The following is a 25440-nucleotide window of genomic DNA, read 5'->3' as shown; positions in this document are numbered from 1 at the left end:
TGAGCGTTCATCCAGCGATCGCGTACCAATCCTCCCGAACCTGCAGCATCCACGTACGCATCGTGTCGTGGCGCGGGTCGGGCGGCAGAGCCGAGACGCGAGCGAGCAAGGCTTCGAGCCGTACGAGGAGCGCGGGATCCTCGTCCTGCATCATGTCGATCCCCGGCTCGACGAACAGATCGAGGAACTCGGCAAGCGCCTCCCTGAAGGCCGCCGGCGCAGGGCCGGGCGTGGCGTCCTCGAAGGCTTCCACCACACAGTCCGCAGGACTTTCCAGAATCCAGCCGGCGTACGTCCCGTCGGCGGCGGCCACGAGGTCGAAGCCCGGCGCCACCCGCAGGCGACGCAGCCCCGAGGGATCGGAGATGAAAGCGGAATACGCGCAGACGACGGCCTTCGCACCAGGCGCCACCCACCGCACATCCACCGGCCGGGCCGAGAAGTCCTCCACCGTCCCCGCCCTCGCACCGGCGGTCTCCTGCCGAAGCCGCAGCCATGCGCTCCCGTCCCAGGCCGGGTCCTCCTCCTCGGGAAGCGCGACCATGACGCCCGCCAGATCCCTCGTCTCCTTGTCGAAACGGATCTCGTCATCGCCTTCCCACAGCCAGTCCATGCTGCCGAAGGTCGCCCCGATGAATTTCTCCCGGCCCCACCGGTCCTCGTACGGCGAGACGACCACGAACCGCCCGCCGAGCGAGAACCGCGGCACGGACTTCATCTGCCCCGGTACCGAGCCGGCGATGACACCGCCCTCGAACTTGATGTCCATCCGTGTCCTATCTGAGTTGCTCCGCGGACGGGAGGAAGCCATCGCCCTTCGACTTGGGAATGCGCCCCTCGACGATCACGTCCGGGCTCCGGGTCGTAGTACCGGAAGTAGTTGTAGTGCAGTCCCGTTTCAGGGTCGAAGTACTGTCCCGGAAAGCGGAGTGGCGTGTACGCGCATACGTCGCGGTTCCAGCTCGTGGTCCCCCACAGAGTGGAGCTGGTCCGCCAGGCGATCTCGCCATGCTCGTCGATCAGCTCGGTCGGCGTGCCGATCAGGTCTGTGACGATGGCGAAGAACCGTTCGTTCACGTCCTCCTGCGCGGCGTTGCGTATGCGCTCCACCTGGCTCAGGGGGTGGAGTCCCTCGTGTTCCCACGTGAGGATCACGCTGTCGGAGCCAGCACTGCGCGTGGACCGTTCGCACAGCACGCTGTCGTCCCACGTGAAGAGAACCTCCTCGGCAAGAGCGGTGCCTTCGGACGAAAGGCGTCGCTTGGAGGTGCGTCGACCCAGCGGGTCGTACGTGTACCGCCACAGCACGCCGTCCGGGGTGGTCACTGCCGTGAGGCGGTCCTCGGCGTCCCATGTGTAGCGCCACGTGTCGGGCTTGCGGGAGAGCCGGGGCTTCTGCCGGAGGGTAACGCGGCCCAGCGCTCGTACTCGTAGCGGACCCTTCCCGCGCGGACGAGCCGGGTGCCTTCGTAGCAGCGGGTGCCGGTGGCCTCCTCACCTCCCGGGTGGGAGGGCGGCCACGAGGCCGAAACCTGGTTGCCCGCGGCGTCATAGGCATACTCTCGGTCCACGCGTCGGCGTGGACGGCGGTCACGCGGCCGACCGGGTCGAGGTCGAACCGCCGTGCGCCCGACAGGTGATCCTCCATACCGATGAGATGGCCGCCTGACCGGTACGCGTAGCTGCGCCGCTGGACCAACCGCCCGTCTCCGCCAGTCACCGTTCGGGCGGTAATCCTACCGAGCTCGTCCCATGTGCTACTGAGGGTGACTGCGCCCCCTATGAGACGTTCGAGTTCTCGGCCGGCCGCGTCGTAGCGAAATCCGACGGTGCGGCCCGCGACGCTGACGCCAGTGCGCCGGCCTGCAGCGTCATGGCTCCAGCTGCTCTGCGAGCCGGTCGCAGTCGTCCGTGCCACACGCCGTCCCACCTCGTGTAGGCGTACGTGATTTCTCGTCCGTCGACGTTCTCGGATCGGACTCGGCCCGCCTTGTCACGCAACCGGGGTCAGGGTTCCATCGGGTCCGACCGCGTGCGCGAGTCGGCCGAAGATGTCGTACTCGAAGGTCGTGACCGCGCCGGCCGCATCCTTGCGGACGATGCGGCCCAGCTCGTCCCGCTCGTACGCGATCCGCTGTCCCAGGGCGTTGGTCAGCCTCGGAGGCCCTCCGGCCCCGCCTTGCCACCTGCTCCCGCCCGCTGCCACTCCCCCTGAGCAACCTGTCGTGAGCAACGGAGGACGGCCCCTGAACTGCGGTGCCCCTCTTGGCGAGACAGTGTCCGTTGGGGTGAGCCTGGGGGGAATGAGGCTCCATTGGGGAGCGGCTGGGGGGAATCGGCTGCACGAACGGGCAGCAGGGTGAAAGACGCGGAAAGGTCGATCGCTGCAAGTCAGTCCGCCTGTGCAGCCGATTCCCGCAGGTCAGCGGTGTGAGGGTGACGACTTCAAGAAGATTTCTGCCTGGGCAGCAATTCTCTTTGCACCCACACTCGTTGGAACCATCTACTTACTGGGGGAGTCGCTGGGGAGAACCGACTGGAAGCTGGCGCCTCGCGTCCGCCGCGACAAGCCCAGCTGACTCCCTGTTCGGCGTCCCCCGCAGAGCCCGCCGCCCCGGCGGACACCTACCTCCCACCACCACCGCCCGGCTTCGCCCCCACACCGCACACGGATACCCGGCAAGGGGAGACCTCAACGACCCGGTGTCGTCGATGGAGAGGAGGAACGCGTCGCCCTCCTGCTGGTGCGGTCGGTACGCCTCGACTGCCCCGGCCGGCCGTCACCGGTTCCCGTAGTCCGCCATCAAGTCGGCGATCTTCATGGTCAGGGCATCGATACGGTGGCGATCCTCGCGCTGGTCACGCAGACGGTGGTGGAGGTCCCGGAGGCCAGCCAGGGCGGCCGGATCACGACGCCTCACCTCGTCGAGCCACGGCGTGGTGAGGAGGTCCAGGCATTCGGTGAGCAGGAGCCGGGTGGCCGGGGCGGGGGGTGCCTCGTCGGGAACGGCGAAGCCGGTGGTCAGGTATCGCGCGGGATCCGTGAGGCTCCACCCGACGACGGTTCCTTGCTGGACCAGGAGCGCCACGTCGGAGGCGATGCCGATCCGGGCCTCCAGCGCCTCGTCGAGGACGTCGAGGTCACGCAGACAGGTCAGCTCGCTGTCCGCGGGTGCACGGCACAGCTCCGTGGTCACCTCCAGACGGAAGTCCCGGGCTTCGTCCGCGCGCAGGCCACCTGGGTGGACGAGAGGTGTAGCGGGAACACGCGCCCAGTCCTCGGCGTCAGCGGACCCGACGGCGATCTGGAACTCCGCCCCGACCAGATTCCGGCTGACCCGATCGAAGTGGAGTTCGTCGGGCGTATCCCACAACCATGGATGGCTCCCGAAAGTGTCCAGAAGGAACCGCCCGCGTTCCTCGACGCTCGCGTACGTCGTGATCGACACGGTGAGGTCCCAAAAATCGAAACGCGGGGTGATGCTCAGCGGCTCGCCCGTCACCGTCGCGGTCCATTCGTCGCCGATGGTGAGTTTCATCCGCATGCCACCTCATCTGACCTGCTCCGCGGGAGCCATGTAGCCGTTCTTGGCAGGAATCTTGCCCTCGACCACATCAGTGTGCGTAATCGGTGCACCAGGGTCGCTGGGCGAGCCGCCCAGCGCTTCGAATCCGGAGGGGCCCTTGATGCCGGACGAACCGTATGCCGTAATGACATTGCCCGGTGCGATGTTGTCAGCCCGGACCACCACGATGTCCTCGCCCTGACGGAAAATCAGTTTCCCGGTGCCCGCCGTCGAGTAGTACACCGCGTCCGGATTCCTGAGGATCTTCACGACCATGTCCTCGCTGAAGCCGTGGTCGTGCGCGTGGTAGTTGCCGGCCTTCTTCATCGCGCCTTCCTGCGCTCTCTCAATGACATCGTCGATGGCCTTGAGCGCGACGTCCTTGGCCTTCTGTGCCTTCTCCTCCTTCGTGTACTTGGGCATGAGGCCCAGCGGGTCGCACCCGGTGTTCGGGTTGGCCACGTACGCGACGGGGTTCGGCGCGGGAGCCAGACCCAAGGGGTCCGGGGAGATGTAGCGGCCGGTCGCGGGGTCGTAGTGCCGGAAGTAGTTGTAGTGCAGGCCGGTCTCGGGGTCGTAGTACTGGCCCGGGAAGCGGAGCGGGGTGTAGGTGCTGCTGTCGCGGGCCCAGGCGGTGGTGCCCCACAGGGTGGCCCGGCTGCGCCAGGCGATGTCGCCGGCTTCGTCGATCAGTTCGGTGGGGGTGCCGATGAGGTCGGTGGCGATCGCGAAGAAGCGGCGGTCGATCTCCTCCTGGCGGTCGTCCGCCGTGAGGATCCGCTCGGTCTGGACCAGCGGGACGTCGCCGCGGTGGTCCCAGGTGAGAGCGACCGTGTTCGGCCGGTCCGGCTGGTGGGTGGTCTGTTCGCACAGGGTCAGGCCGTCCCAGGTGAACCGGACCTCCTCCACCACGCCCTCGCCGTCAGCTGCCAGGCGCTGCTTCGCGGTGCGGCGGCCGAGCGGATCGTAGCGGTACCTCCAACGGGTCCCGTCGGGGGTGGTGACGGACGTAAGGCGGTTCTCCGAGTCCCACGTGTAGCGCCAGCTGTCCGGCTTGCGGGAGAGCCGGGTCTTCTGTCTCAAGATGACCCGGCCGAGGGCGTCATACTCGAAGCGGACGTTTCCGGCCCGGGTGAGGCTGGTGCCGGCGTAGGTACGCGGTCCGGTGGCCTCGCCGCCGGGGTGGCCGGAGGGCCAGGACGCCGAGGTCTGGTTGCCCGCGGTGTCGTAGGCGTAGCGCTCCGTCCAGCTCTGAGCGTGGACGGCGGTGACCCGGCCCGCCGGATCGAGGTCGAAGGTGCGCGCGCCCGACAGCCGGTCCGCGACGGAGGTCAGGTGCCCATCGGCGCGGTAGGCGTAGGCGCGGCTGTTGACCACGCGCCCCGCGGCCGTGACGTGCTGCTCGGAGAGCCGTCCTGCTTCGTCCCAGGCCGAGGTCACGGTGATCGCGTCACCGAAGACCCGGGCCAGCTCGCGACCAGCGGCGTCGTGCGTGAACTCGACGAGCCGGCCGCCGGTCGTGAGCCGGTGGGGCTGTCCGTCGGCACCGTAGGTGTAGGAGGTGGCATGGCCGGTGGGTGTGGTCCGGCGCGTGCGGCGGCCCACGGCGTCGTAGGCGTAGCTGATGGGGCGGCCCTCCACCAGTTCGGTCTTGGTGAATCCCCGACGGTCGTATTGGTACCGCAGCTCGCCGGCCGGTCCAGTTGCCTCAAGGAGACGTCCCGCCCTGTCGTATGCGTAGGCCGTCACCTCACCGTCGACATCCTTGCTCGTCACCTGACCGAGCTGGTCACGCTCGAACGAGATGGTCCCGCCGAGCGCGTCGACACGGGCGGCGAGCCGGCCCGCGGCGTCCACGTGGTATGTCAGGGTGCGTCCGTCGAAGTCGCTCTCTGAGACGACATTGCCGGCGGCGTCGTACGTGTACGTCCAGGTCAACCCTTGCGGGTCGGTGACCCGGGTGAGGCGCAGCGCGGAGTCGTGCTCGAACTCGTAGCGCGCGCCATCGGATCCTATGCGGGCGACTGGCAGGTCGAAGTGGGTGTACTCGAAGCGGGTCACCCCACCGGCCGCATCGGTACGGGAGAGCAGGCTTCCCTCGCCGTCGTACGTCCACGTCTCCGTGGCGCCGTCCGGTCCGGTGCGCCGGGCGAGCTGGCCGTCGGCATCCCATTCCAGGCGGGTTACACCGCCCATCGGATCGGTGATGCGGACCGGCCTGCCGAGGGCGTCCCGCTCCGTGCGGGTCACGGCGCCGTCCGGCTCGGTCACCTCCACGGGCAGCCCGGCCGCGTCGCACATCACGCGGGTCGTGGCCCCCTCGGCGTCGGTGAGCGAGGTGAGGCGGGCGGCGTGGTCGTAGGTGTAGCGGGTTGTGGCGCCGACCGGGTCGGTGACCGCCGTCCGGTTGCCGCGTTCGTCGTACTCGTGGAGCATGCGTGCGCCGTCCGGCCCGACGACCTCGACGGGAAGGCCGAACCGGCCGCGCACGGTGTGCAGTTCGCTACCGTCCGGGCGGACGGCGCGGACGACCCGGTCCTCCTCGTCGTAGCCGAACGTGGTCGTCAGGCCCAGCGGATCCGTAAGGGACAGCTGGTTGCCGCGCGCGTCGTAGGTGAAGCGGGTGGTGTGCCCCAGCGGATCCGTGACGGCCAGCAGCTTATAGCCGGGGCCGAACAGGTGGTGCGTGGCATGCCCGTCGGGGGTGGTGACCGTGGTGGTGTGGTGGCCCATCCGCGGGTCCGGGTCGGTGTACGCCAGGCGTATCTGGACGTGGCCGGCCTCGCCGCCTTCGCGCACGACGCGGTCGCGGTCGTCGTAGACGTAGTCGTAGCGGCTGGCGTTGGAGTCGGTCCAGGCGGTGATGCGGCGGTCGCCGTCGTAGGCGAAGGAGGTGGTGGCACCGGACGGCTTGACGGCCGCGGTGAGGTTGCCGTCCTCGTAGCCGTAGCCCATCAGGGGCAGGTCGGTGCCGCCCTCGCCCGCGCCGGCCAGGGACAGGGCGGTGACGAGGCCGTCGGTGACGGACAGGTTCAGCCGGTGGCCCGCCGAGTGCACCAGGGCTGACGGCAAGCCGTCCTCGTCCCGGTCGACAGTGACGCGGTGGCCGTTGCGCTCGCTGATCTCGCACAGCCAGGCCGTGCCGTCGCCCCCCGGTTCGCTTCCGGCCGGAGCTGCGAAGTGGAAGACCAGACCGCTGGCGGGCTCGGTGACCGTGTACTCGCCGTCGGCGCCGCGCGCCAACAGGGTGCGTCCGCGGCCCTTCTCCGGCCGGGTGGGCACGCCGGGGGCCGGGTGTGCGTACGGGATCAGCAGGCCCTCGGGGGTGACGTGGATGACGCCGGCCGCGTCGATCTCCAGGCGCTCGTCGACGGTGCACGTCCAGGAGGGACCCATGAAACGGCCGACCGTGCAGCCCGATTCGAACCGCCGGGTGAAGACCAGGGGCAGGATGCCGGGCAGTTCGAGGTCGGTCTGCGGAAGGAACATCCGGCCGCTCGCCAGGTCCACCGGGTCTCCGGCCGTCGAGCGGTCCCCGTCCGGGGTGCGGCGGGCTTCCCCCGGACCGTCGCCGTGTTGTGTGGTGCGCCGGGCCGCCCCTTCGAGGTCGTCGGCGTGCTTGGCTGCCGAGCCGATCTTCTTCAGGGATCCCAGGCCCTTGGAGCCGACCAGTTCCGGGATCATCTTGCCGATGCCCTCGGAGGGATCCTTCATGAACTCGTCGAGCATCTGCTTGCCCGCACCGAGCGGATCGTTGGCCATCGTGACCAGGCCCGCCGCCGTCGAGTTCAGGTTCGTCACGTACTCGGCGGGATGCGTCAGGTTGTACGGATCCACCAGGTTCAGCGCACGCGCGAAGTTCACGATGCCGGCCGTGCCCTTGATGACACCACCGGCCAAGTGCGTCTTGGCGAGGTCCATGTAGTCCATGCCGTCACCGAGCTGCTTCGCGTACGAGGGCTTCGGCGGAGCCGCGTCCCGCGCCGCCCGCACCGCCGTCCGTACCGACTCGGCCACGTCGTTGCGCTGCTTGCGGGCCGTATCCAGCTTGTCCTGCGCGGCCGTCGCGATCGCGGTCCCCGGATCCGTGAACTTCTCCGACGGGCGGGGCGGCAGCGGATCCTTCTTCGCCTTCAACGCGTCGTTGTAGGTATCGACCAGCTGGTTGTGCGCGTCACGCGCCTCGGTGGAGACCTTCTTCGCCCGGTTGTACTCCTCCAACGCCTCCTTGGCCTGGCCCTGGGCCCACTCCACGGTCTCGGCAAACCGGCCCATCGCGTCCGCGGCCTTCCCGAAGGCCTCCGCCGCCTTGAACCAGCGCGGCGGCTCCTTCGCCACCGACTCCCGGAACGAGTTCGCCGTCTCTCCCTTCAGCCCGTCCGGCTCCCCCATGCCCTTGAGGCCGTTGCCGACCTTGTCGAAAGAGGACTTGAAGTCATTCAGATGGGAAACCTGCGCCCGGATCTTGGACACGCTGCCGTAGACCAGCTTGTTCGGGTCCTCTGTCTGGCCCAGCTCCAACTCCGCTACATCCGCACCGAGTTGATTGGCCGCCGAGCGGCTCTTGTCGCGGATCCAGTCGCCCGCGTCGTCCAGACCCACGTCCTCGGCGAGGTCGGCCGTCTTGTCACCGGCCCACTCGACCGCGTCCCCGACCTTCTCCGCGCCCTTCTCGACACCGTCCTCGATGACGTCCGGTACGAAATCCCGCCAGCCCATCAGCGCCCGTCCCCGTCACGCTTCGCCTGCTCCAGCAGGTCCTTCACCGAGCCGATCTTCCCCGTGGACGTCAGCTTGTCCCCCGTGTCCGACCAGGTCTTCTTTATGTCCTCGCCGCTCTTCTCGAAGGACTCGGCACTGTAATCGGGCTTGTAGGTGTCGGCGGAGAAGATGTCCCCCCAGCCCTTCTGCTCGATCTCGTCCTCGCTCGCGTGTGGATTGCCGAACGCGGCAGCATTCGCGACCACCTTGAACGAGCCCTGGAGGTACTGCTCCTCCTCCCACACCGTCCCAGCCGCGATCCCGAGATTGCCGGCCAGGGCGCTGGCGTTCTGCACCAGACTCCGCACACCCCACTCCCAGCGCTCGCAGAAATCCTCGAAGTCCGTGGCGACTCCGGGGTGCCCGGCCTCCATCCCCGTCATCGACAGGTTCTCGAACCCCGCACCCATCGACGCACCCGCCGCGTCCCCCGACTCACGCAGCTCACCGATCGCCGCCCGCAAACCGTCCCGGATGTTCTTGACCGCCGCCGGCGAAACCTCAAGGTCCCCGTCACCCGCCATCAGGCAGCCTCCCCACGGTCCACGTCCACGGCGCTGACGTCGGGCACGATCCCGGCCACCGGCGGGAAGAACATCGACCCGGCCCCGTCCGCCACATTCACCACGACCCCGGCCGGCCCCTGTGCCTCGGGCACCACCACGTCCACCAGCCTCGCGCCCAGCATCGAGACGTACGGCCAGGCCCGTTCCTCCAGCTCGCCGCGCGCCGCCGCAAACCGGGCCATGGCCTCCTCGTCCGTGAACGCGTACACCCACCGGATGCCGCCCGACACTGCCGACATCAGCCCGTCGTCGGGACCATCGGCGAGCGGAACCAGCAGCGCCGCCCGCCGGAACTCCCCGACCAGGCGGTCCGGATCACCCTGGCCGTCCCGTATCGCGGCAATTTCCCCCGTCAGCCCCATGTAGTTGTGCCCCCTCCACATGATCCGCATCCGAAGGGGAGACGGTACCCCGATCAGCGAGTCTCGAGGAGGCTCGCCCATCGGTCCCGGGCCGGCACGGGCGCCGAAATCTGCCATGGCTGGGGAGAATCCGGGGAGAACGAGGCCCTGCTGGGGAGCGGCTGGGGAGGATCGGCCGCATCAATGGACAGCGCGGCGAAAGGGTCGGAAAGACGAATTCTCGCAGGCCACACCACCTGGGCAGCCGATTTCCGCAGGTCAACGGTGTGAGGGTGACAACTTCAAGAAGATCTCCTCCTGGGCTGCCATCCTGTTCGCACCCACACTCGTGGGAACCATCTACGGCATGAACTTCGAGGACATGCCCGAACTGAAGTGGGCGGGCGGGTACCCCTTCGCAATCCTGCTGATGGCGGTCGTCTGCGTCAGCCTGTACGTCATCTTCAAGAAGCGCGACTGGCTGTAGACAGCAGGCAAGAATCTCCGGTCGGGTTCGCTACAGCGAACGCCTCCGAGGGGTCAATTCGGAGCCCTGGGGAAAATCTGGGGAGAATGCGCAGCCTAACCCGGCAGAGCGCTCCCCCAGGCCATTGCGCCAACCCTCCCGTGCCGCAGACCGCCTTCGACAACGCGCGCCTGCGGAGGGTAACGAAACGGGTGGCACAGCATCTGCTGCGCCACCCGTTCATCACGCCATTTCCAGGTCTACTTCGCTGCTCGCAGGCCGCCAGGTCGATTCCCTCGGATCATCTCTTTGGCCAAGGGGCTTTTCAGGACTCGACCGTAGAGGGCGCAGGCGGCGGGTGGCGTCCTAGCAGCTTCCTCGTCCATCGGCTGACCTCTGGGGGCCAACGTCGAAACGTGTTGGCCCCCAGAGGCGTTATACCTCGTCGGCTTTTGGCTCAGTCCGCGTAGATCCGATGCCAGCATGACCGAAGGACCGGCTCAAGGCGATGCTTGCCAGCGCTGTCCACATCGAGCACCTGCATGGCGCGCAGGATGCGGAGTGAGTCCGAGGCGTCCACCTGTTCTCCGTCCGTGTCGGCCTCGATCGCCGCCCGGAGGTCATCGATGATCAAGCCGTCATCGGTCATGAACTCCAGAACCGCCCGGTAGGCAACCCACTGGGGCGTCTTGGAGATCAGCCCGGCCTGCCTCAGGAACTCGGTCGAGCCATCGGTACTTTCGAGCCCGGCTGCCAGCTGCCGGAGCGCCTTTGCTCCACTCGGCTCGGTCTTGAGGATCGCCGCGAGCCGGTTCACCAGCAGAGGCCAGCCACCAGTGGTGTCCCGGAGGTGCTGCAGCTGGGGTTCGGACGAGAACGGCACTCCCTCCTGCTCCTGGGCCCAAGAGCGAAGGCCGTCCGACGTGTACCGGCGCAAGGGGAGCGCCTCGATCTCCAGGCCGTCGTCCTGGCCTCCCGCGAGGGCGAGCGACCAAAGGGTCCGCTGGTCGGTACCTGCGATGACGACCGCCGACCGGGTGACGCCGGACCCGCCCGGGTTGCGGTCGAGGGCCATCGCCATGGTTTCGCGGCACGCCTCCTCGCCCGGGGACTTCACCGTGAGGTCTGATACCACCACCCTCTGCTGGCCGGCCCTGCCTCCCATGAGCTCACGGTCGAAATCGGAGCGCTTCGACACCTGCGGCATCTCCCAGCCGGTGGTCTCGGCCACGTCCCGCAAGGCGGCGCTCACCCGGTCGATTCCGGTGGCGATCGTCCCGATGATCAAACGAGCCTGATTGCCGTGACCCGGCAGTACGTCCGCGATCTGATCGGCGGTGAGGGGGGAGTGCGAGTGACCGTCGCGTGAGCGGTGCCGGGCCTCGAACTTGCTGAAGTCCTCCGCCACCCTCCGGCTGGAAGCCTGCTCCAGCTCGGCTTCCACCATCTCCAGATTGCCGATCATGCTCAGCGCGTTCGCGCTGCGCAGGTGCCAGCCTCGGTGATCGGGATCCGGCGCGAGCACGCCGAGCCCCTCCATCTCGGACAGGTAGGCGCGGAACTGGTCCGTGTCCAGGTTTTCGAAGCCCTTCGGCCACCAGTACGTGCACTCATCCCGCAGCTGTACCTGGCTCAGCCGGGCGTCAAGACCGTAGTGATGCGCGTGGTGGGCGACCACGTTGGCGATCACGTTGTACCGGGAGTCGAGCCGCAGCGTGTCGTGGAAGGCCTCGGTGATACTGGTCCTCAGGGCCCGATCGGACTGTACGGCCTCCACATCGACGCGCGTGATGGTGTAGGGCGGGCCAGACGCAGTGCCGCTGCGCTTCGAGTGCATGGTCTGCACCAGTCGGTGGCCGAACATCTGGAGAAGGAACGGCTGGTAGGAGCAGTGCCCGAGGATGCGGTGCACCAACGCGGGCTCTTCGAATTCGTACCCCAGCACGGCGAGGGGTGCGATGAGCAGATTCACCGCATCTTGCGGACGGAGCGGTCCGATCACGGTGGGACGCTGGGCGAGGTGGCTGAACGGGCTGTTCACGGCGATCTTCGCGTAGCGCTGCACCGAGTGAAGTCCCGCGAACACGACCTTGACTCGGTCCTCCGTCTCGGCACCCAGGTCGCGGAGCCGACGGGTCTCGGTGAACTGTGGGGAGTCGGACTCGAAGAAGCCGTCGGCCTCGTCGAGCATGATCAGCAATCCCCGCTTGGTGTCCTCACGGAGCCATGTCTTCATGCCATCCAACACGTGCTGGTAGGTGAGGGCGGCGTCCGCCTTCACCCTCCGAGGCACGGTAAGGGCCTCACGCTCCAGCAAGCGCCGGCCGATGCGGTCCCAGACCGTGCTGGACGGCGCGTTGGTGCCGGTGAAGGTGGAGTCCAGCGACAGCAGCAGGCTGAAGCGGGAGTCCGGGATCTGAGCCTCGTACTTTCGTCCGGCCTCCTTCAACAGAGCCGACTTGCCGAGCCCGCGCCCACCGAACACCACCTGGTCGCCCGTGGCGCGCTGCACCGAGGTGAGCTCGTGGCGGCGGCCGAAGAACATCTCCTCGGACACGGGAGCACGCTTGCCCATCACGTAGGGGTTGACCGCCGAGAAGGGCAACAGCACGCGCATGGCCGAGTCGAGACGCTGATTGCCGCATGCGGCCAGATGTGCGAGTGCCGAGTCGTCCAGTACGACGATGGCCCGCCTTCCGCCGGCGCTCTGCGCCGCGAGGGCCCTACGGTCCCGCACCGACAGCGTGCCGAAGTACGCGACGAGCAGACTGTCGTCATTCGGATCCTGCTGGATCCAGGACATCAGGGTTTCAGCCGAGGGCCTGTCCCACACCAGCATCACACGGAGGCTGCCTCGCAGTCCGGATCCGAACGAGGGCACCAGTGCCGACCCGGTGTACTCGACCTCGGGTACATCGAGGAAGCGGTAGCTGCCGGACCGCGGCTTCTCGACCCGCTGCGGGCCCTTCTTGCTGCTGTAGCCGACGAGTCGGAGCGCGGGCATGAGCAGCTCGCTCTCTCGTACCCCCTGGGTACGGAGGCTGCCCTTTCGAGAAGCGAGGTCGGCCCACCCGGCGAGACCTTGAGCCGTCTGCTCGGCGATCTCGGGTGACAAGGCGGAGTAGTCGAGCGCTTCGAGATCCTCGAAGCGCCTGCGCTGCCGAACGGCATTGATCAGTTCGCTGGAGATGCCCATTCCGGGCAAGGCGTTCGGAACGTCCGGGAAGAAGGCCGCCAGGCTCCGGTCCGTCGCCTGGGTGTCCGGGATGCTTTCGCCGTTCACCAGGTGGGAGATGAGCTCATCGGCGGTGAGCAGATCGCCGGCGCTGATCAACTGCTCGACGCGCTCACGATCTTCGGCGTGGAGTCCGTCGATCTCGTTGAGCCGCGCGAGCAGCGCAGCGGCGTGGTTGGCTTGCGCACGGTTGAGTTCCCCGGAGAGCCCGTCCAGGTCGCGCCGTACGCGGGCCAGATCGCCGTCGGGAACGGGCACGGCATCCTGGATCCGGCGCTCGAAGGTGCGTTCGCGTTCTTCGGTGAGGGCGCCGTCGACGCGGGCGCGCCGCAGGTTCTCCTCAAGACGCTGGCGGGTGTCACGCAGCTCGTGGGCGACCTGCTTGCCGGATTCCAGGACGAGGGTCTGCAGTTTCTCCGGAGGAGCGGTGTGCTCTCCGAGGCCCGGGAGCTGCCGTTTCGTCCAGAGGTCGAGCAGATTCCGCGCCGTGGCGAAGTGCTCGTTCGTCACCTGGACGTGTACGGCGTCCTCCCAGGATCGGTCTCCCGCACGAGCAAGCTCGGCGGCAGACACATCGGGGGCCGTGATGCCACCAGTAACCGCGTCGACGACAGCTCCGGGGACCTTCAGGAGTTCCGCGTGCAACGCAAGCTCAGTGGTCAGCTCTGTGTTCTCCAGCCGTGCCTCACCGGACAACAGAGCGAAGGTTCGGGCGAGCGCGGTAGCCGTGGCCTCCATCGTCGCCGCTGCGACACCATCGCTGGTGACCGCCTGCTCACGTACGTCACGAAGGACGCCCTCGCTGTGCCCAAGGACCAGGACACGCATCTCTTGCACCTGGTCGGCGCTCCAGTTGGTGTCGCGTGCGCCGAGCTCCTGGGCCTGTCGGATCCACCTGGCGACCAAGGCGAGCCGGTCCGCCGTGTGGCGCAACAGGTCCTGGCGGGCCGGCCCCTCCAGGCGACTGCGGGCTCCCGGAGACATGAACTCTCGGTCGATCTTGTCCAGTTTGGACTGGATGACCGCCGGATCGCGAAGCTCCCGCACCGTGCGGGACAGCTCGTCGAGACCGCTCCTGTCATCGTCCACAGCGTGCTGCAGCAGCGAGCCGATGAGCCCCTTCTGCGGGTCCCACCAGCGGCGGACGATTTTGTGGGCTCGGGGGAACCGGATGCTGGGGACCTGGTCGAGCGCCTGCTTGCAATCCTCTCGGGCATCCTCCAAAGCACTTTCCAGCTCGGCCGTGTCCCGAGCCAGGGCGAGTGGCGGAGAGTGCAGGAGCAGGGACTTGAGCGCGCGCTGTGCCACCTCGTCCGCGACCTGGGCCAGGCTCAGCGGCAGTCCGGAGGCAACCCGGCTGAGCGAGGCACCGGCCTCGGAGTCGCCCGTCACCAGCACCGTGCGCAGGAGCGCGGCGGTCACGAGAGCGGCGTCGGGGCGGCTGGCCGTGAGCTCTTCGAAGTCGGGACCGGCGAGCAGCGTACGCATGCGAGTGACGCTCTCGCTGCTCGCCGAGCGCACGGCTTCTGCGCAGGCCGCGAGTTGGAGCGCGGTGATGCGGTGCGACGGTTCACCGAGACCGGCGGCCAGGGAGGCCGCCAGGCCGTAGCGCTCGGCCGAGATGAGCTTGCCGAGGGACTTGTGGGACTCAGAGGGCGTGTTCTCCACCGTCCGTCCAAGGTCCTTGGGACGCGGGGCGGCAGCGGGCGCCGGGGCGACCCAGCGCTCGGCCGGCGGGGGGACAGGGTCGGGTTCCGAGCGTACGTGGGCGACAGCAGGTTCTCCCTGTGCCCTCGGGACGACCGGGGCGTTCATGACCGGCGGTTCCTCCGCTGCCCGAGGCGGGGGAACGGTGTCTCGCAAGGTTCTCGCCGACTCGTCCGCTGCGGTGTCCGGGGGACAGCCCTCGTCGAGGTCACCAGTGGCCTCCTTCGCGGATCCGCGGGAGGGTCGGGGCAGGGGGTCGGCGCTTGTGGTGTCCGTGGGGAGCGCTTCGGGGGCTGCTTCCTCAGTGGCGGATCGGGCCCCTCGCGCAGTTGCCTCGACGGTCTCGGGGTCTGCGGGACGGAACAGGAGCTGCGTGTAGTTTCCCGCCGGATACGCCAGCCACCGGCTCTTCACCGCAGTGGGGAGCAGTGCGAGGATCTCAGCCGGATCGTGCTCGTCGGCGTGCAGTTCCACCATGGTCAGCAACGCGTCGAGCGCCTCAGCGTCCGCCAGGTCCGCGCTCTCCCACTCGGAGACGGCGCGAATGGCGCGTGCGCGCTCCTGGGCGGTCGCCAGATCCTGGGCGAGCGCGGCATCTGCATGACGACACGCAAGCCGCGCCACCAGGGCGAGCCGCTCCCGTAGGGGCGCGGCAGACAACTGGTTCAGCGCCGCGTCAGTTTCCTTCCGGACATGGGCCAGATCTGCCCTTGTCAGTTCCGCTCCGTGCGCCCGCAGACCACGTGCCGCGACGTCGAAGGCCTCTGCGACGTTGCGCAGCGCGCTCAGATCCTCGTCGGCCGGGCGGGCCTCGGCGGCGATGGCCGCTGCGGTACGGCGAGCCGGTTCGGCAGCGGCTTCCAGCGCCTCCTTGACGGACTGCAACGCGGCGGCGAGCTGGTCGGAGTCCGACCCCTCGGCGACGAGCTCCGCTCCGACCCAAGGCAAGTCGTCGGTCTCATCCGGCATGTCTTCCTCTTCCTCCTCCTCGGCTGCCGTATCAGGAGCCAGATCCACCACCAGCCGAGCGGCCGACAGGACCCCCTCGACCGGAACTCCGGTGTCCGTCATCCAGGGCTGGGTGAGTGCCCACGACCAGATGTGCGCACTGTCCACCCTCGCCCCGAGCTGTGCCCAGGCGGTCAGGCGCAGGAGGGCGGGGCTCCAGCGATGCGTGAGGGGGCGCGATGCGTCCTCGGGCACGCCGTTGGTGTACTCGAAGCTGGCCAGTGCCAGGTCGTGGAAGACGGGGTGGGTCAGATGGCGGGCTGCCTGCTGGGCTCGCGGGCCTTCCGGATCCCGCTGGATACGCGTCAGTACGTCATGGCAGAGCGCCCGGTTGACGCGCGTGCCGTCTATGGGGATGCGGAGCGTACTGAGCAGATTGCGGCGCCACTGCACGGGTGTGGAGTTGAGCGAGTGTTCCACGTCCGCCTCGGTGAGCCTCGACAAGGCGCCGGCCAAGGGAGTGGGGTTCGCCGATCGCGTTTCCGTGAGGGAGACGGAGAGTGCTTCCAGGGCCGCCAGCAGCTCGGGAGACAGGTCCTCCCGTCGCAGAGGGTTGAGGTCAACCGGGTAGGGAGCAGCGCTCTCCCCGGACGGGGTGGTGCGGGATTGTCGGGACAAACTCATACAGGCTCCAACAGGGCCGATCAATAGTGTGGAGACGCCCGTGGACAGGGCGAAAGGTCTAACGCCCGCGCTTGTGCGGGCGTACGTAGGTGAAACCCCTCGGCAGCTCGGAGGGACCGCTCAATCGGAACCGGCGATGGTCCTCGCGGTAGAGGGTGCGTTGCTCATCGGTCGCCTCATGTCCGAGGTGCCCGATACGTCGAAGGAAGCCGGCGACTGCGTGCAGTTCAGGTGGTTGATCCGGTCGCGCCGACGCCTGCCGGTCCACGTCGTCGGGATGGGGGCTGACCTTCGCATCGGCCTGATGCGGCCGATAGCACACGAGTTGCACGATCGGCTCGCCCGATCGGGGCGGATGATACGTGTGGCCGTCCTCACCTCGGCTGCCCCGTGCGATGGTTAGCCGCTGAGCGGCGAGCAGCCCCGTGAGGGCGGTTTCGATGCTACCGGGCTCGACGGGGGCGCCGCCCATGACGGCATTGACTGCTGCGGGCACGTCCGGCCGGGCCAGCATTGCCTGCCCGAACTGGTCGAGTAGGCCGAGCCTACGGATCGCGGTCAGCAGTAGCTGACGAGGCGACAGTTCTTCGGTGGGGTCGGTACTGGCCTCGAGTCCGGTGGATCCATCACGGGTGAGCACCATCGGGTCATAGCGGTGCTCAATGAACTCTCCGTCGACGGTCACCGGCTGGGGCAGCAGCGTCGTCCGTGCGTGGATCACGTTGCTGCCCCTCTGCCAGCTGAAGGAGAGCCAGATTCCGGGAAAGAAGTCGAGTGGCCAGGCAATCCCGTCCAACCGGGTCCCTGCCGTGCCTGCGGTGACACGCGCGTCGTGACAGGCCTCGGCAGCAGGCAATTTGACGCCGGCGTGATGGAGCACGATCCGTACCAGGCGGACCGGAGTGCCGACGGGAAGGAACTCGTCACTGATGTGCCGAGGGATCGGCAGGTACTCGTCCATCAGGTGTGCCAGCCGGAGCGGCTGGTGCCACTCGGCCTGGCTGTCATGTGCCGACGCAAGGAGGGGAGCGCCGAGCTCGCTGTCGTCGGGCCAGATCGGGTGAGGGGTCGGCTGCCTGGCTTCCTCGTCCGGCAGGATGCCGTCGGTGCCGTCTTCGGCGGCATTGTCCGTTCCGCCGCTCGCCTCGCCGTCGGAAGAGACCAGAAGAGCCCGGCTGTTCGGTTGTTCCTGCGCCGGTCCGCCGCAAGGTGCAGGCTCTTCCTCAAAGGACTCCACGGGCGCGATCGCAGCGTCGTTCGACTCTGCGCCGGCCTCAGGAGGCGATTCGTCTCCCGAGAGCTGCGTCGGCTGCGCATCGCCGTCCACCTCGGGGGCCTCTGGAGCCCGTGGCCCGCAGACCGGTAGCTGCGGGAAGCTCTCTGACCAGCCCCGGCCTGCCGGTTCGTCCGTGAAGCCAACCTCGGGCTCGGTCTCCGTCCGGTTCTTGGCGAACACGGCACGCCAGACGCCGCCTCCTTGCCAGCGGTCGTCCAGGGTCAACCGGACACCGGAGGGAAGCAGGCCGCTCGTCTCTTCGTGCTCGCTCCGCGCGTAGTCGGCCAAGACTGAATTGGCGTGGCAGATGGCCAGCGGGTAGCCAACGCCGTACATCGCGTCATGCCGTTCCCGCTGGGCCCGCAGTGCGGGGCCCAGCGCGGTATACACCGGCCGTGATTCCGAGAGGGCAGCCCGGCGGCCCGACCTGGGAAGGGCCTGGTTCGCCGTCGACTCAGCCAGACGGACCAGATCGTCCCGCCCCAGAGGACCAGCATCTCCGAGCCGCTGCGCCATCGAGGCTCGCGTGAAGGCGTACTCTCCCCACACCCGAGCCGCTTCGAGCGACGCCAGCGCCTGCCGCACTGTGCCCATCAGCCCCCTGACGGCCGCCATGAGCTCGTCGTCCGAGCTTCCTGGAGCGAGCAGCAGCGGAAGAGGAGTCGGCGCCAGGGCGCTGGTCAGCTGATCGCGGCCGCGGGTAACGAGATAGTGAGCGTAGTAGTCCGTGTCACTGAGGTCAGCGTCCGTGAACTCGTACCTGGACTCTACGAGCAGGTGCCCGAACGAATCGGTCCGGCCCTGGCGGCGCAGTCGCTGGAGCCGCTCCGCCGTGGGCGCCATCCCGTGCCCGAAAGCCGTGCTGTCGAACACGAGCCGCTCGTACAGGGACGGCGCCTCGTCGGGCGCGAGAAGCGCAGGTCCTCGGGCACCGGAAGGTGCCCCCGAGAGCCAGCCGGGGGTCCCGCCGTACGGATCGAGATCGGGGTGGGCCCCCTCCTTGTAGACGATTTCCGCGGGCAGAAGGTCACCACCGGTGCGAATGTTGATCATCGCGCCGACGGGCAGGGCGTCCGAGCAGTCGCCGCGCGCGACCGAGAGGAAGTCCCCGAAGTCCAGCGGACCTCCGACGTATCCGCCGGCCTCGACGTCGTAGCCGAAGTAGAGAGCGTTGAAGGCGACGGTCGTGTGGACGGGGGCAGCTCGGTGCGCCACGACCGCCTCCAGATAGGCCAGCAGTCGCTCCCGCGTCTCGGGGGCGCAGTGCTCCAGACCGGTGACCATGTCCTTTGTGATCAGCGGGTCGTCGTCATAGGGACGCCACACCCGGGGGGAAGCATCTTGTGCTGCAGCCGTCATGCTCCTCCTCCCTTCGGCGCGGCCCATCGCACACCGGTCAGCGGCACACTGCGCCAAAGCCCGCCCGAAGAGCTCAGGCGTGAGGCTTCCGTCAGCCGGGCCAGGCTGTCCTCCACCGCGCGCAGAGGAAGGTCGGCCTGTGCTCCGAAGTAGCGGCTCCCGATGAGCCCCTGGGGCAGCCGGATGCGCCGGCCCAGCTTGGGCGAGTACGAGCTGTCCTCACCGCGCAGGGCCCGCCACACGCTGCGCGGGTGAATGCCACGCGGCACCGCCCAGACCAACCGGAATACCTGCTCGTCCAAGCGCTTGAGCCGAGCTTCCGGTTGTGCGGTGCTATCGATCGGTCGTGGCTTCGGTGTCAACAGCGCCTCGGCGGCCGCCGGCATGGACTCGCCGATCGGCCAGTCCGGCTTGCCCCAGCAGGCGCCGCACCGGTTGGCCTCCGTCGTGCAGCAGCCCGCCGGAAGGTCGGCAACTCCGAAGTAGTCGGCGAACTTCCTGTGTGCACAAGTGGACGAGTCGTTGAAGAAGTCGCGCAACTGCCCGACTTCGACTGCGGCCCGCTGCGCCTTGCCGGAGAGGGCCGTCAGGAAGTCTGCCGGAAGCTCGGTGGTGTGGACCTCGATCCCACTCACCCAGTGACGACTGGGTGCAGCAGAGACGTCGAGTAGACCGCGGTCATGTAGGTCAGCGAGCAACTGCCATGTACCGGCAGGGTTCTCGGCCAACCCGCGATATCCCTGCGCTCGCGCTGCGAGTCGGCGGTCCAGGGCCTCGACATCGATCCGGGACAAATTCAACGCATGTACCTGGTGCGTCCGATGGGGCAGGCCGTTCACCACGTTCAGCACTTCGAGAACGGCGGGGTCTTCGTCGTCATGGGGGGCCAGCTCCCCCCGGCGGACCTTGCACAGGGGAGGGAAGTCACCGTGGTCGGTGACCGAGCCCAGACGCGACAGCTGACTGAAGGTGCGCATCAAGCCGGCCACATAGGTGTCGGCGATGCGAGTCGAACGTCCCTCCTGCTCGGAGATCCGGCCCGCCCGGACATCCTGACCGATCAGGCGGTCGGCGATCTCCCTGGCGTCCAACACCGTGCCGCAGGCCAAGACGGCGCGTCCCATGCGCGTGAGCAGCCCGGGATGCAGATCCTGCCCGGTCATGAAGGCCACGGTGCGCAGTCCCCTGGTGGTCAGCAGGGCCAGAGCAGCGTTGGCTGGGGCCGCGTCGTGCGCTGGTGATCCACTACCCGCTACGTCGCGTCCCGCACGCCCCAGTTGCTGGTAGAGCGAGGCCATGTCGGTCGGGGCCGACACGCAGAACACGGTCCGGATGTCGTCACGGTCGATGCCGAGCCCGAAGGCGGAGGTTGCGACGACGACCAGAGGCGAGAACCCCTCCTCGCCGAGCCGAGGAGCCTCGCGGAACTCCGTCATGACGGCCGATTTCTCGGCCTGCGTGAGCCTGCCGTGGAAGCGGCGTATCCGTAGGCCCGAGTCGCCGAGGTACTCCCTCAGGTATGCGTGAAGGGTCACGACCTCTTTGACCGTGAGGCAGTAGAACACCGCATGTCCCGTGAGCGACTCCAAGACATGCCGAGCGAGGCCCGCCACCACGGCTGGGCTCGACGTCTTGAAGGAACGGCGGAAGACCGCCAACTCCGGTCGGATGGGGTTCTCCTGAACGGTCACCAAGCCGCCACGTGCCACCGGGCTCGTGGCTTCCCTTCGGGCAGCGGCGCTGCCCGCCGGCGGTGGAACTTCGGGCACCTCGAAGACGCCCGACCGCAAACCACTGTGGACGGTGTGGTTGGCGGTGGCGGTCAAGGCCGTGACCGGCAGCCCGTGTGCCTGCCGCAGCTCACTCAGGAATTGCTCGACCCGCTGCATGCTCGGCCGGAAATCGTCCCACTGGACCATGGTGTGCGCCTCGTCCAGCACGATCCGGCTGACGGTGCCGGCCGCGACTGCGGAGCGGATCAGCTCCCGGAACCTACGCTGACACAACCGCTCGGGACTGACATAAATGATCTTGATGCCGTGGTCCGCTCGCCTGAGCAACTGCTCCGCGACCTCGGTCTTGCCCGCCCTGCTGCTGGACTCTCGCAAGGGCGCGATCAGCGCACGAACGGCGCCGCCGATGGAGCGGTTGAGCTCGAGCGCCTGATCCTGCATGAGGGCCACGAGAGGGCTGACGACGAGCGTCACACCGGGGAGGACGAGCGCGGGCAGCTGGAACGTGAAGCTCTTGCCGAAGCCGGTGGGGAGCAGGCCCAGCACGTTGCGCCCTTGGGTCACCGCCTCGATGACGGCGCGCTGGGCAGTTTTGAGGCGGAACTGGCATGGATCGTCCATCAACCGGAGCAACCCCGCCACCTCCTCGGCCCTCTTCAGTACCTCCCCTTCGAGCCGGTCCGCGGCCGCGAGTTCCCCGGCCTCCTCCGCCGAGAGTTCCAGCTGCCTGATGCGTAGGGTCTGCGGCAAGAGAGTGTGCCGCTGAAGTGCTTCGGGGCCCGAGAGCTCCAGTGCGCGCTGTGGGGTGATGATGCCGTAGCGGGCGTAGAAGTCCCAGATGCGTGCCCACCCCTGGGCCATGGTGACAACGTTTCCTCCTCCCGGCTCGCCGGTTCGGGAGTCTGGACGGAGCAGCCCTTCGTCGAGGCTCCCCAGGAAGGCACGGCGATAGGCGCGGCGCAGCGCCGTGTGCCCCGCCAGTTTCCGATCGCTGATCACGATCACACCACGATGACGCTCCGAACGGATCAGGCGCCCCACCGCCTGGCGCAGTTGAAGGGCTGCGAGCGGTATGTAGTAGTGCTCCGTTGCGTGAGCGTCCGGGTCCTCCAAGCCTTCCGCCTCGGCCTTGGCGCATACGGCAGCGCGCCGGGCCTCCACCAGCGGTGCCGCAAAGGGTGCGAAGGGCAGCTTGTTGATCCAGACAAGGCGTAGCCGTTCCGGATCGGAGACGTCGACTCCCTGCCACAGGCCCTTGGTTCCGACCAGAATTCCGCCACCGAGCTGCGGATCGGCGAACTGCTCGAACCCCCGGGCGTTGCCCACCGCGAGCGCGCTGATCATTGGAGTGGGGTCGCTGCGCCGATGGAGCTCGTCGGCCACGAACTCCGATATGCCACCGGCGGTGGAGCGGGCAGTGGTGAGGACTAGTGCCCCTCCATCGGCGCCCCTGTCTGCGGAGCGCGGCCGTACAGCCTCGACCGCGTAGCCGGCGAGCTGATGGGCGGTGGTGCGCATGGCGCCCTCCTGCTGCTCGGCCCAGGAAGGGAAGTCGGAGAAGCAGACCAGCTCCGCCTGCTTCTCGAAATCGAAGGGCGTGTCCACGCACAGCGTCGCAAGGCCGGACAGCCCCAGACGCCCCATGACGAAGTCCCACTTTCCCGCCACGCGCAGCGTTGCAGACACGTAGTACGTGCGGGGGAAAGAGCCCAGAAATCGCTGCCATTGGGTATCGGCGGGAAGTTCGACGGGGCTGGACGAAAGGCGGAAGCGGTAGTGCCGAAGCCCTGCGACGGGGATGGCGAGTTCCTCGCCCCACACGATCCGGTTGGGTAGCGGAGGAGGGAGCGGACGGGCCTGGGAGGCGTCGGTCCCCTTGTCGGGCTCGGTACCTGTGTTCTCGTCCGCTGCGTCACCGAGATCGGTCTCGACTTCGTCCACACCGGGGACCTCGGTGTCGGCCGCCGTCGGTTCGGTCTTACCTGCGGCGCCATCCGCAGGGGCGACCCCGAGTACCTCCTGGAGATCAGCCAGCAGTGTATCGGCGGCCTCGCGTATCTCGGACACTTGAGCCAGCAGAGCGTTCAGCGCTTCGAGGGAAAAGAAGTCGAGGGAGGACGCATGAGCCTGCGCGAAACCGGCCAGTGCCCGCTCCAACCTGCCGCACACCGATGACAACCGGCGTACCAGCAGCCTGAGCGTGCGAACCTGCGGGAGCCCCATGCCACTGCCGTACGGGCTGGCCAGGGTGACGGACCGGCATCCCACAACCGAGGAGTCCTGGCCGCCCAGCGCGTCAAAGGCCCGGCTGGCTGCCTGTGGGAGGGACTCGTGATCCAGGAGGGTCTCGAGCTCCGTAGCCGCATCGGCCACCCGGTGCCGGGCCGGCCCGGACAGGGCGTCTTTCAGCCAGGTCTGGCAGGCCCCGGCCAGTTCCTCCACCGCGCCGTAGTCAAGGGACACCGTCAGGGCGGCGGTGGCTGCGTCCTCGAGCAGGTGAGCCTCATCGACAATCAGCATGGTCTCGCCGGGGAGGGCCCGAAGCTCCTCCAGGTGGGCCAGCAGCACCGCGTGGTTCGCCAGCACCAGCCGGTGTGAGGCGATTGCCTCGCGCACCGTGTTCGTGTGCACGGCCAACGGTGTGTTCGCGGTGGGCACGTAGTCCCCGCCGGCTTGGGAGAGCGACTGCAGCCACAGAGACAAGAGCGGTCCGCAGTAGGAGTCCAGAAAGGCAGGCACATCCACCGGATCCACCGATCTGGCAGTCCATGCTTCGGGGACGGCAGGGGACCTGATCAGCCGCAGCACCAGGAAGACGGCCAGTTCGCAGAATTTGGGCTGCTCCACGAACCTCGAACGGCCCCGCTTATCGGTCCTTGAGTCGGATCCGATCGCGTCCGACAGGGCAGCGGCAAGGGCGCGCAGCGAGAGCCGGTTGGCCTTGCCCTTGACCAGATCCGCGGCCTCCAGGAGACCGGGCATGGCACGGCTTAGGGTGTCTACGTCCCGGGCGAGCTGGCTCTGCAGCTGCTTGGTGAAGGTGGCGATGACCACACTCCGATCTGGAGCACCGCCGAGCCAGTCCATGGCTGCGGCGAGCACGGCAAAGCTCTTGCCCGTCCCTGTGGGTGCTTCCACCAGGGCGGAGACTCCGGCGTCGGCCCAGCTGTGCAGGCCCGCGGTCATCTGCTGCTGGGCCATGCGCGGCCGCGCCGCCGCTCCGTGGACCACCTTGGCCAGTTCCCCCGCGTCCACACGGCCGTTGGGACGCAGCCGCTCGGGAACCACGAGGGGCAGCCGGCCGGGCGCGGCGGCAGGCGGGCTGCCGCGCCTGGGCACATGCTGCGTCAGCTGGCCGGTGAGTACGCTGGAGAGGTCCGACAGGTCCCAGCCGGTCTGGGGGCCGCCTTCATGTCCGGGACCTTCCGGTCCGCACGCCAGATGATGCAGCAGATTCCACGCCGGCGAATCGGAACAGGCGGAGGTGACGATCGCACGGAGATGCTCGGGCCATCCGGCCAGTTCACGGGAGGCTCGTTCAACGACGCGGGCAAGCAACTCGGCATCGTCTGCGGCATCGTGCCACCGAAGTCCGGAACGATTGACCCCGTAGGCGTCGCCCAATGCCGCAAGGCGGTGACTTCGGGCAAGAGGCCAGATGCAGTGGGCCAAGTAGAGCGAGTCCACGCGATCGCCGGGGAAGGGAGGTAGGTCCTCCCTCTCGCAGGCGTCGTCGAGCATCGGGAAATCTGCAGTGGTCCCGTTGTGCGCGACGAGCACGTCCGTTCCGGCACAGAACTCGTGTATTCGCTCCAACGCGGTGCGCGGAGACACTGCCTGGGCTTGCTGCCGTTCCCGCAGTCCCTCGTTGCGGATGGTCCACTCGTCACCAGGCAACGAGAGGAAGACCTCGATCCGAGGATGCTCCGCCACCCAAGCTGCGTCCGTTCCTGTACGGACGGCACCAATCTGAAATATGCGGCGGTCCACGTGGGGAGCCGCCGCTGTCGTGCGTACGACACTTTCGACATCGATGGTGATGGCCCGTAGGCCGCGCCGCGACCCGCCGTCTTGTGGGCCGGGAGCCTCTTGCCCCGCGCTGTCTCCGACGAACAGCAGCCCGTCGCGCTCGTGGACCAGTCCTGCGGACAGCGCCTGCTCCAGGAGCATCGCCAGACGCTGAGCGGGTGCGCGCTTGTAGCGGTCCCGAGCGGCTGCCATCAGCGCATCGGGGGTGATGCCCGCAGGAGACTCGCCAACGAGTCGTATGAGCGGGGCCGTAGCGGTTGACGCCACACTGCTGCTCGGTGTGCCCATCGCGGTCCATTCTCAGTGGTGCCGGCCTAACCGATGCAGAGGCAACATCTTCGATCGGCAGGGCCTTTCGGAACTGATCCATTGTGCGGCCGCGACTACCCTTGTGTGGCGGTCTTCTCCGAAGAAGCCTCCCGGTCCGGGAGTTGGCTTGTTCAAACGCGGTTGCCGCCCATGTCTGACGTCTCGCCGCGGGTAGCGACATCAACTGGGCCGGTGTTTCCCAGGATATGGGCGGCCTGCGGCTTTCACGGACATGGGCGGGAGCACCTGTCCAGGTCCTGGACACGTCGTCGGAGGCCTTGTCAGCGTCAGGCGGGGTCGAGCGCGCCGGGGCTCCGTCCGCTGCCGCCGGTTCAATGGCCTCGATCGGTGTCCACTCACGCTCCAGGGTCGAGTAGGTGATCGAGTCTCGCCAGGCTCCGTGTACGAAGACGTGGTCGCGGATTCACCGCCCCGAGGGTGGCAACTTCAAGAAGGTCTC

8 protein-coding genes and 2 pseudogenes are annotated in these 25440 nt (G+C 68.1%); 1 reads left to right on the top strand and 9 read right to left on the bottom strand.

Annotated features, from left to right (window positions below; all coding sequences use genetic code 11):
- Nucleotides 1-7 precede the first annotated feature (7 nt).
- The 6 genes and pseudogenes from J7E97_RS05330 to J7E97_RS05305 form a co-directional block, all read right to left on the bottom strand.
- Nucleotides 8-769, bottom strand: coding sequence for a hypothetical protein (locus J7E97_RS05330; protein WP_215022857.1), 762 nt, complete (start codon nucleotides 767-769; stop codon nucleotides 8-10).
- Nucleotides 770-846: 77 nt separating this feature from the next.
- Nucleotides 847-2158: pseudogene (locus tag J7E97_RS05325) on the bottom strand (RHS repeat domain-containing protein); the annotation flags it as partial.
- A gap of 622 nt (nucleotides 2159-2780) precedes the next feature.
- Complete coding sequence (locus J7E97_RS05320) at nucleotides 2781-3539, bottom strand: hypothetical protein (RefSeq protein WP_215022855.1); 759 nt, start codon at nucleotides 3537-3539, stop codon at nucleotides 2781-2783.
- Nucleotides 3540-3551: 12 nt separating this feature from the next.
- Nucleotides 3552-8285 (bottom strand): putative T7SS-secreted protein, encoded by a 4734-nt coding sequence (locus J7E97_RS05315; protein WP_215022853.1) that lies wholly within the window; start codon nucleotides 8283-8285, stop codon nucleotides 3552-3554.
- Entirely contained in the window at nucleotides 8285-8851 is a 567-nt protein-coding gene (locus tag J7E97_RS05310; protein ID WP_215022851.1) for a hypothetical protein, read from the bottom strand. The genes J7E97_RS05315 and J7E97_RS05310 overlap by 1 nt, the downstream gene beginning before the upstream one ends.
- Complete coding sequence (locus J7E97_RS05305) at nucleotides 8851-9276, bottom strand: SseB family protein (protein WP_251053872.1); 426 nt, start codon at nucleotides 9274-9276, stop codon at nucleotides 8851-8853. Before J7E97_RS05305 ends, J7E97_RS05310 begins: the two co-directional genes overlap by 1 nt.
- Nucleotides 9277-9535: 259 nt before the next feature.
- Between J7E97_RS05305 and J7E97_RS05300 the strand changes: the two are divergent.
- Nucleotides 9536-9721: pseudogene (locus tag J7E97_RS05300) on the top strand (CorA family divalent cation transporter); the annotation flags it as partial.
- A gap of 436 nt (nucleotides 9722-10157) precedes the next feature.
- On the opposite strand, the gene J7E97_RS05295 reads toward J7E97_RS05300, so the two are convergent.
- From J7E97_RS05295 to J7E97_RS05285, 3 genes are read right to left on the bottom strand one after another with little or no spacing between them, the layout of a single operon-like run.
- A complete protein-coding gene (locus tag J7E97_RS05295) occupies nucleotides 10158-16274 on the bottom strand; it encodes an AAA family ATPase (protein ID WP_215022849.1) in 6117 nt (2038 codons plus the stop codon).
- Between the two features lie 58 nt (nucleotides 16275-16332).
- Nucleotides 16333-18909, bottom strand: coding sequence for a hypothetical protein (locus J7E97_RS05290; RefSeq protein WP_215022847.1), 2577 nt, complete (start codon nucleotides 18907-18909; stop codon nucleotides 16333-16335).
- Nucleotides 18906-24812, bottom strand: a complete 5907-nt coding sequence (locus tag J7E97_RS05285; protein WP_215022845.1) for a DEAD/DEAH box helicase — start codon at nucleotides 24810-24812, stop codon at nucleotides 18906-18908. Before J7E97_RS05285 ends, J7E97_RS05290 begins: the two co-directional genes overlap by 4 nt.
- Nucleotides 24813-25440: the final 628 nt, after the last annotated feature.

Origin of the sequence: Streptomyces sp. ISL-66 (assembly GCF_018614135.1) — a bacterium.
Classification (GTDB): Bacteria; Actinomycetota; Actinomycetes; order Streptomycetales; family Streptomycetaceae; genus Streptomyces.
The sequence above is the reverse complement of the archived record's forward strand: the minus strand, read 5'-3'. Positions and strand labels throughout refer to the sequence as shown.

Excerpts from the sequence above, each read along its gene's own strand:
- J7E97_RS05290 (WP_215022847.1), bottom strand. The coding sequence starts at position 18,909 with ATGACGGCTGCAGCACAAGATGCTTCCCCCCGGGTGTGGCGTCCCTAT.
- J7E97_RS05305 (WP_251053872.1), bottom strand. The coding sequence starts at position 9,276 with ATGTGGAGGGGGCACAACTACATGGGGCTGACGGGGGAAATTGCCGCG.
- J7E97_RS05330 (WP_215022857.1), bottom strand. The coding sequence starts at position 769 with ATGGACATCAAGTTCGAGGGCGGTGTCATCGCCGGCTCGGTACCGGGG.
- J7E97_RS05285 (WP_215022845.1), bottom strand. The coding sequence starts at position 24,812 with ATGCTCCTGGAGCAGGCGCTGTCCGCAGGACTGGTCCACGAGCGCGAC.
- J7E97_RS05320 (WP_215022855.1), bottom strand. The coding sequence starts at position 3,539 with ATGAAACTCACCATCGGCGACGAATGGACCGCGACGGTGACGGGCGAG.
- J7E97_RS05315 (WP_215022853.1), bottom strand. The coding sequence starts at position 8,285 with ATGGGCTGGCGGGATTTCGTACCGGACGTCATCGAGGACGGTGTCGAG.
- J7E97_RS05310 (WP_215022851.1), bottom strand. The coding sequence starts at position 8,851 with ATGGCGGGTGACGGGGACCTTGAGGTTTCGCCGGCGGCGGTCAAGAAC.
- J7E97_RS05295 (WP_215022849.1), bottom strand. The coding sequence starts at position 16,274 with ATGAGTTTGTCCCGACAATCCCGCACCACCCCGTCCGGGGAGAGCGCT.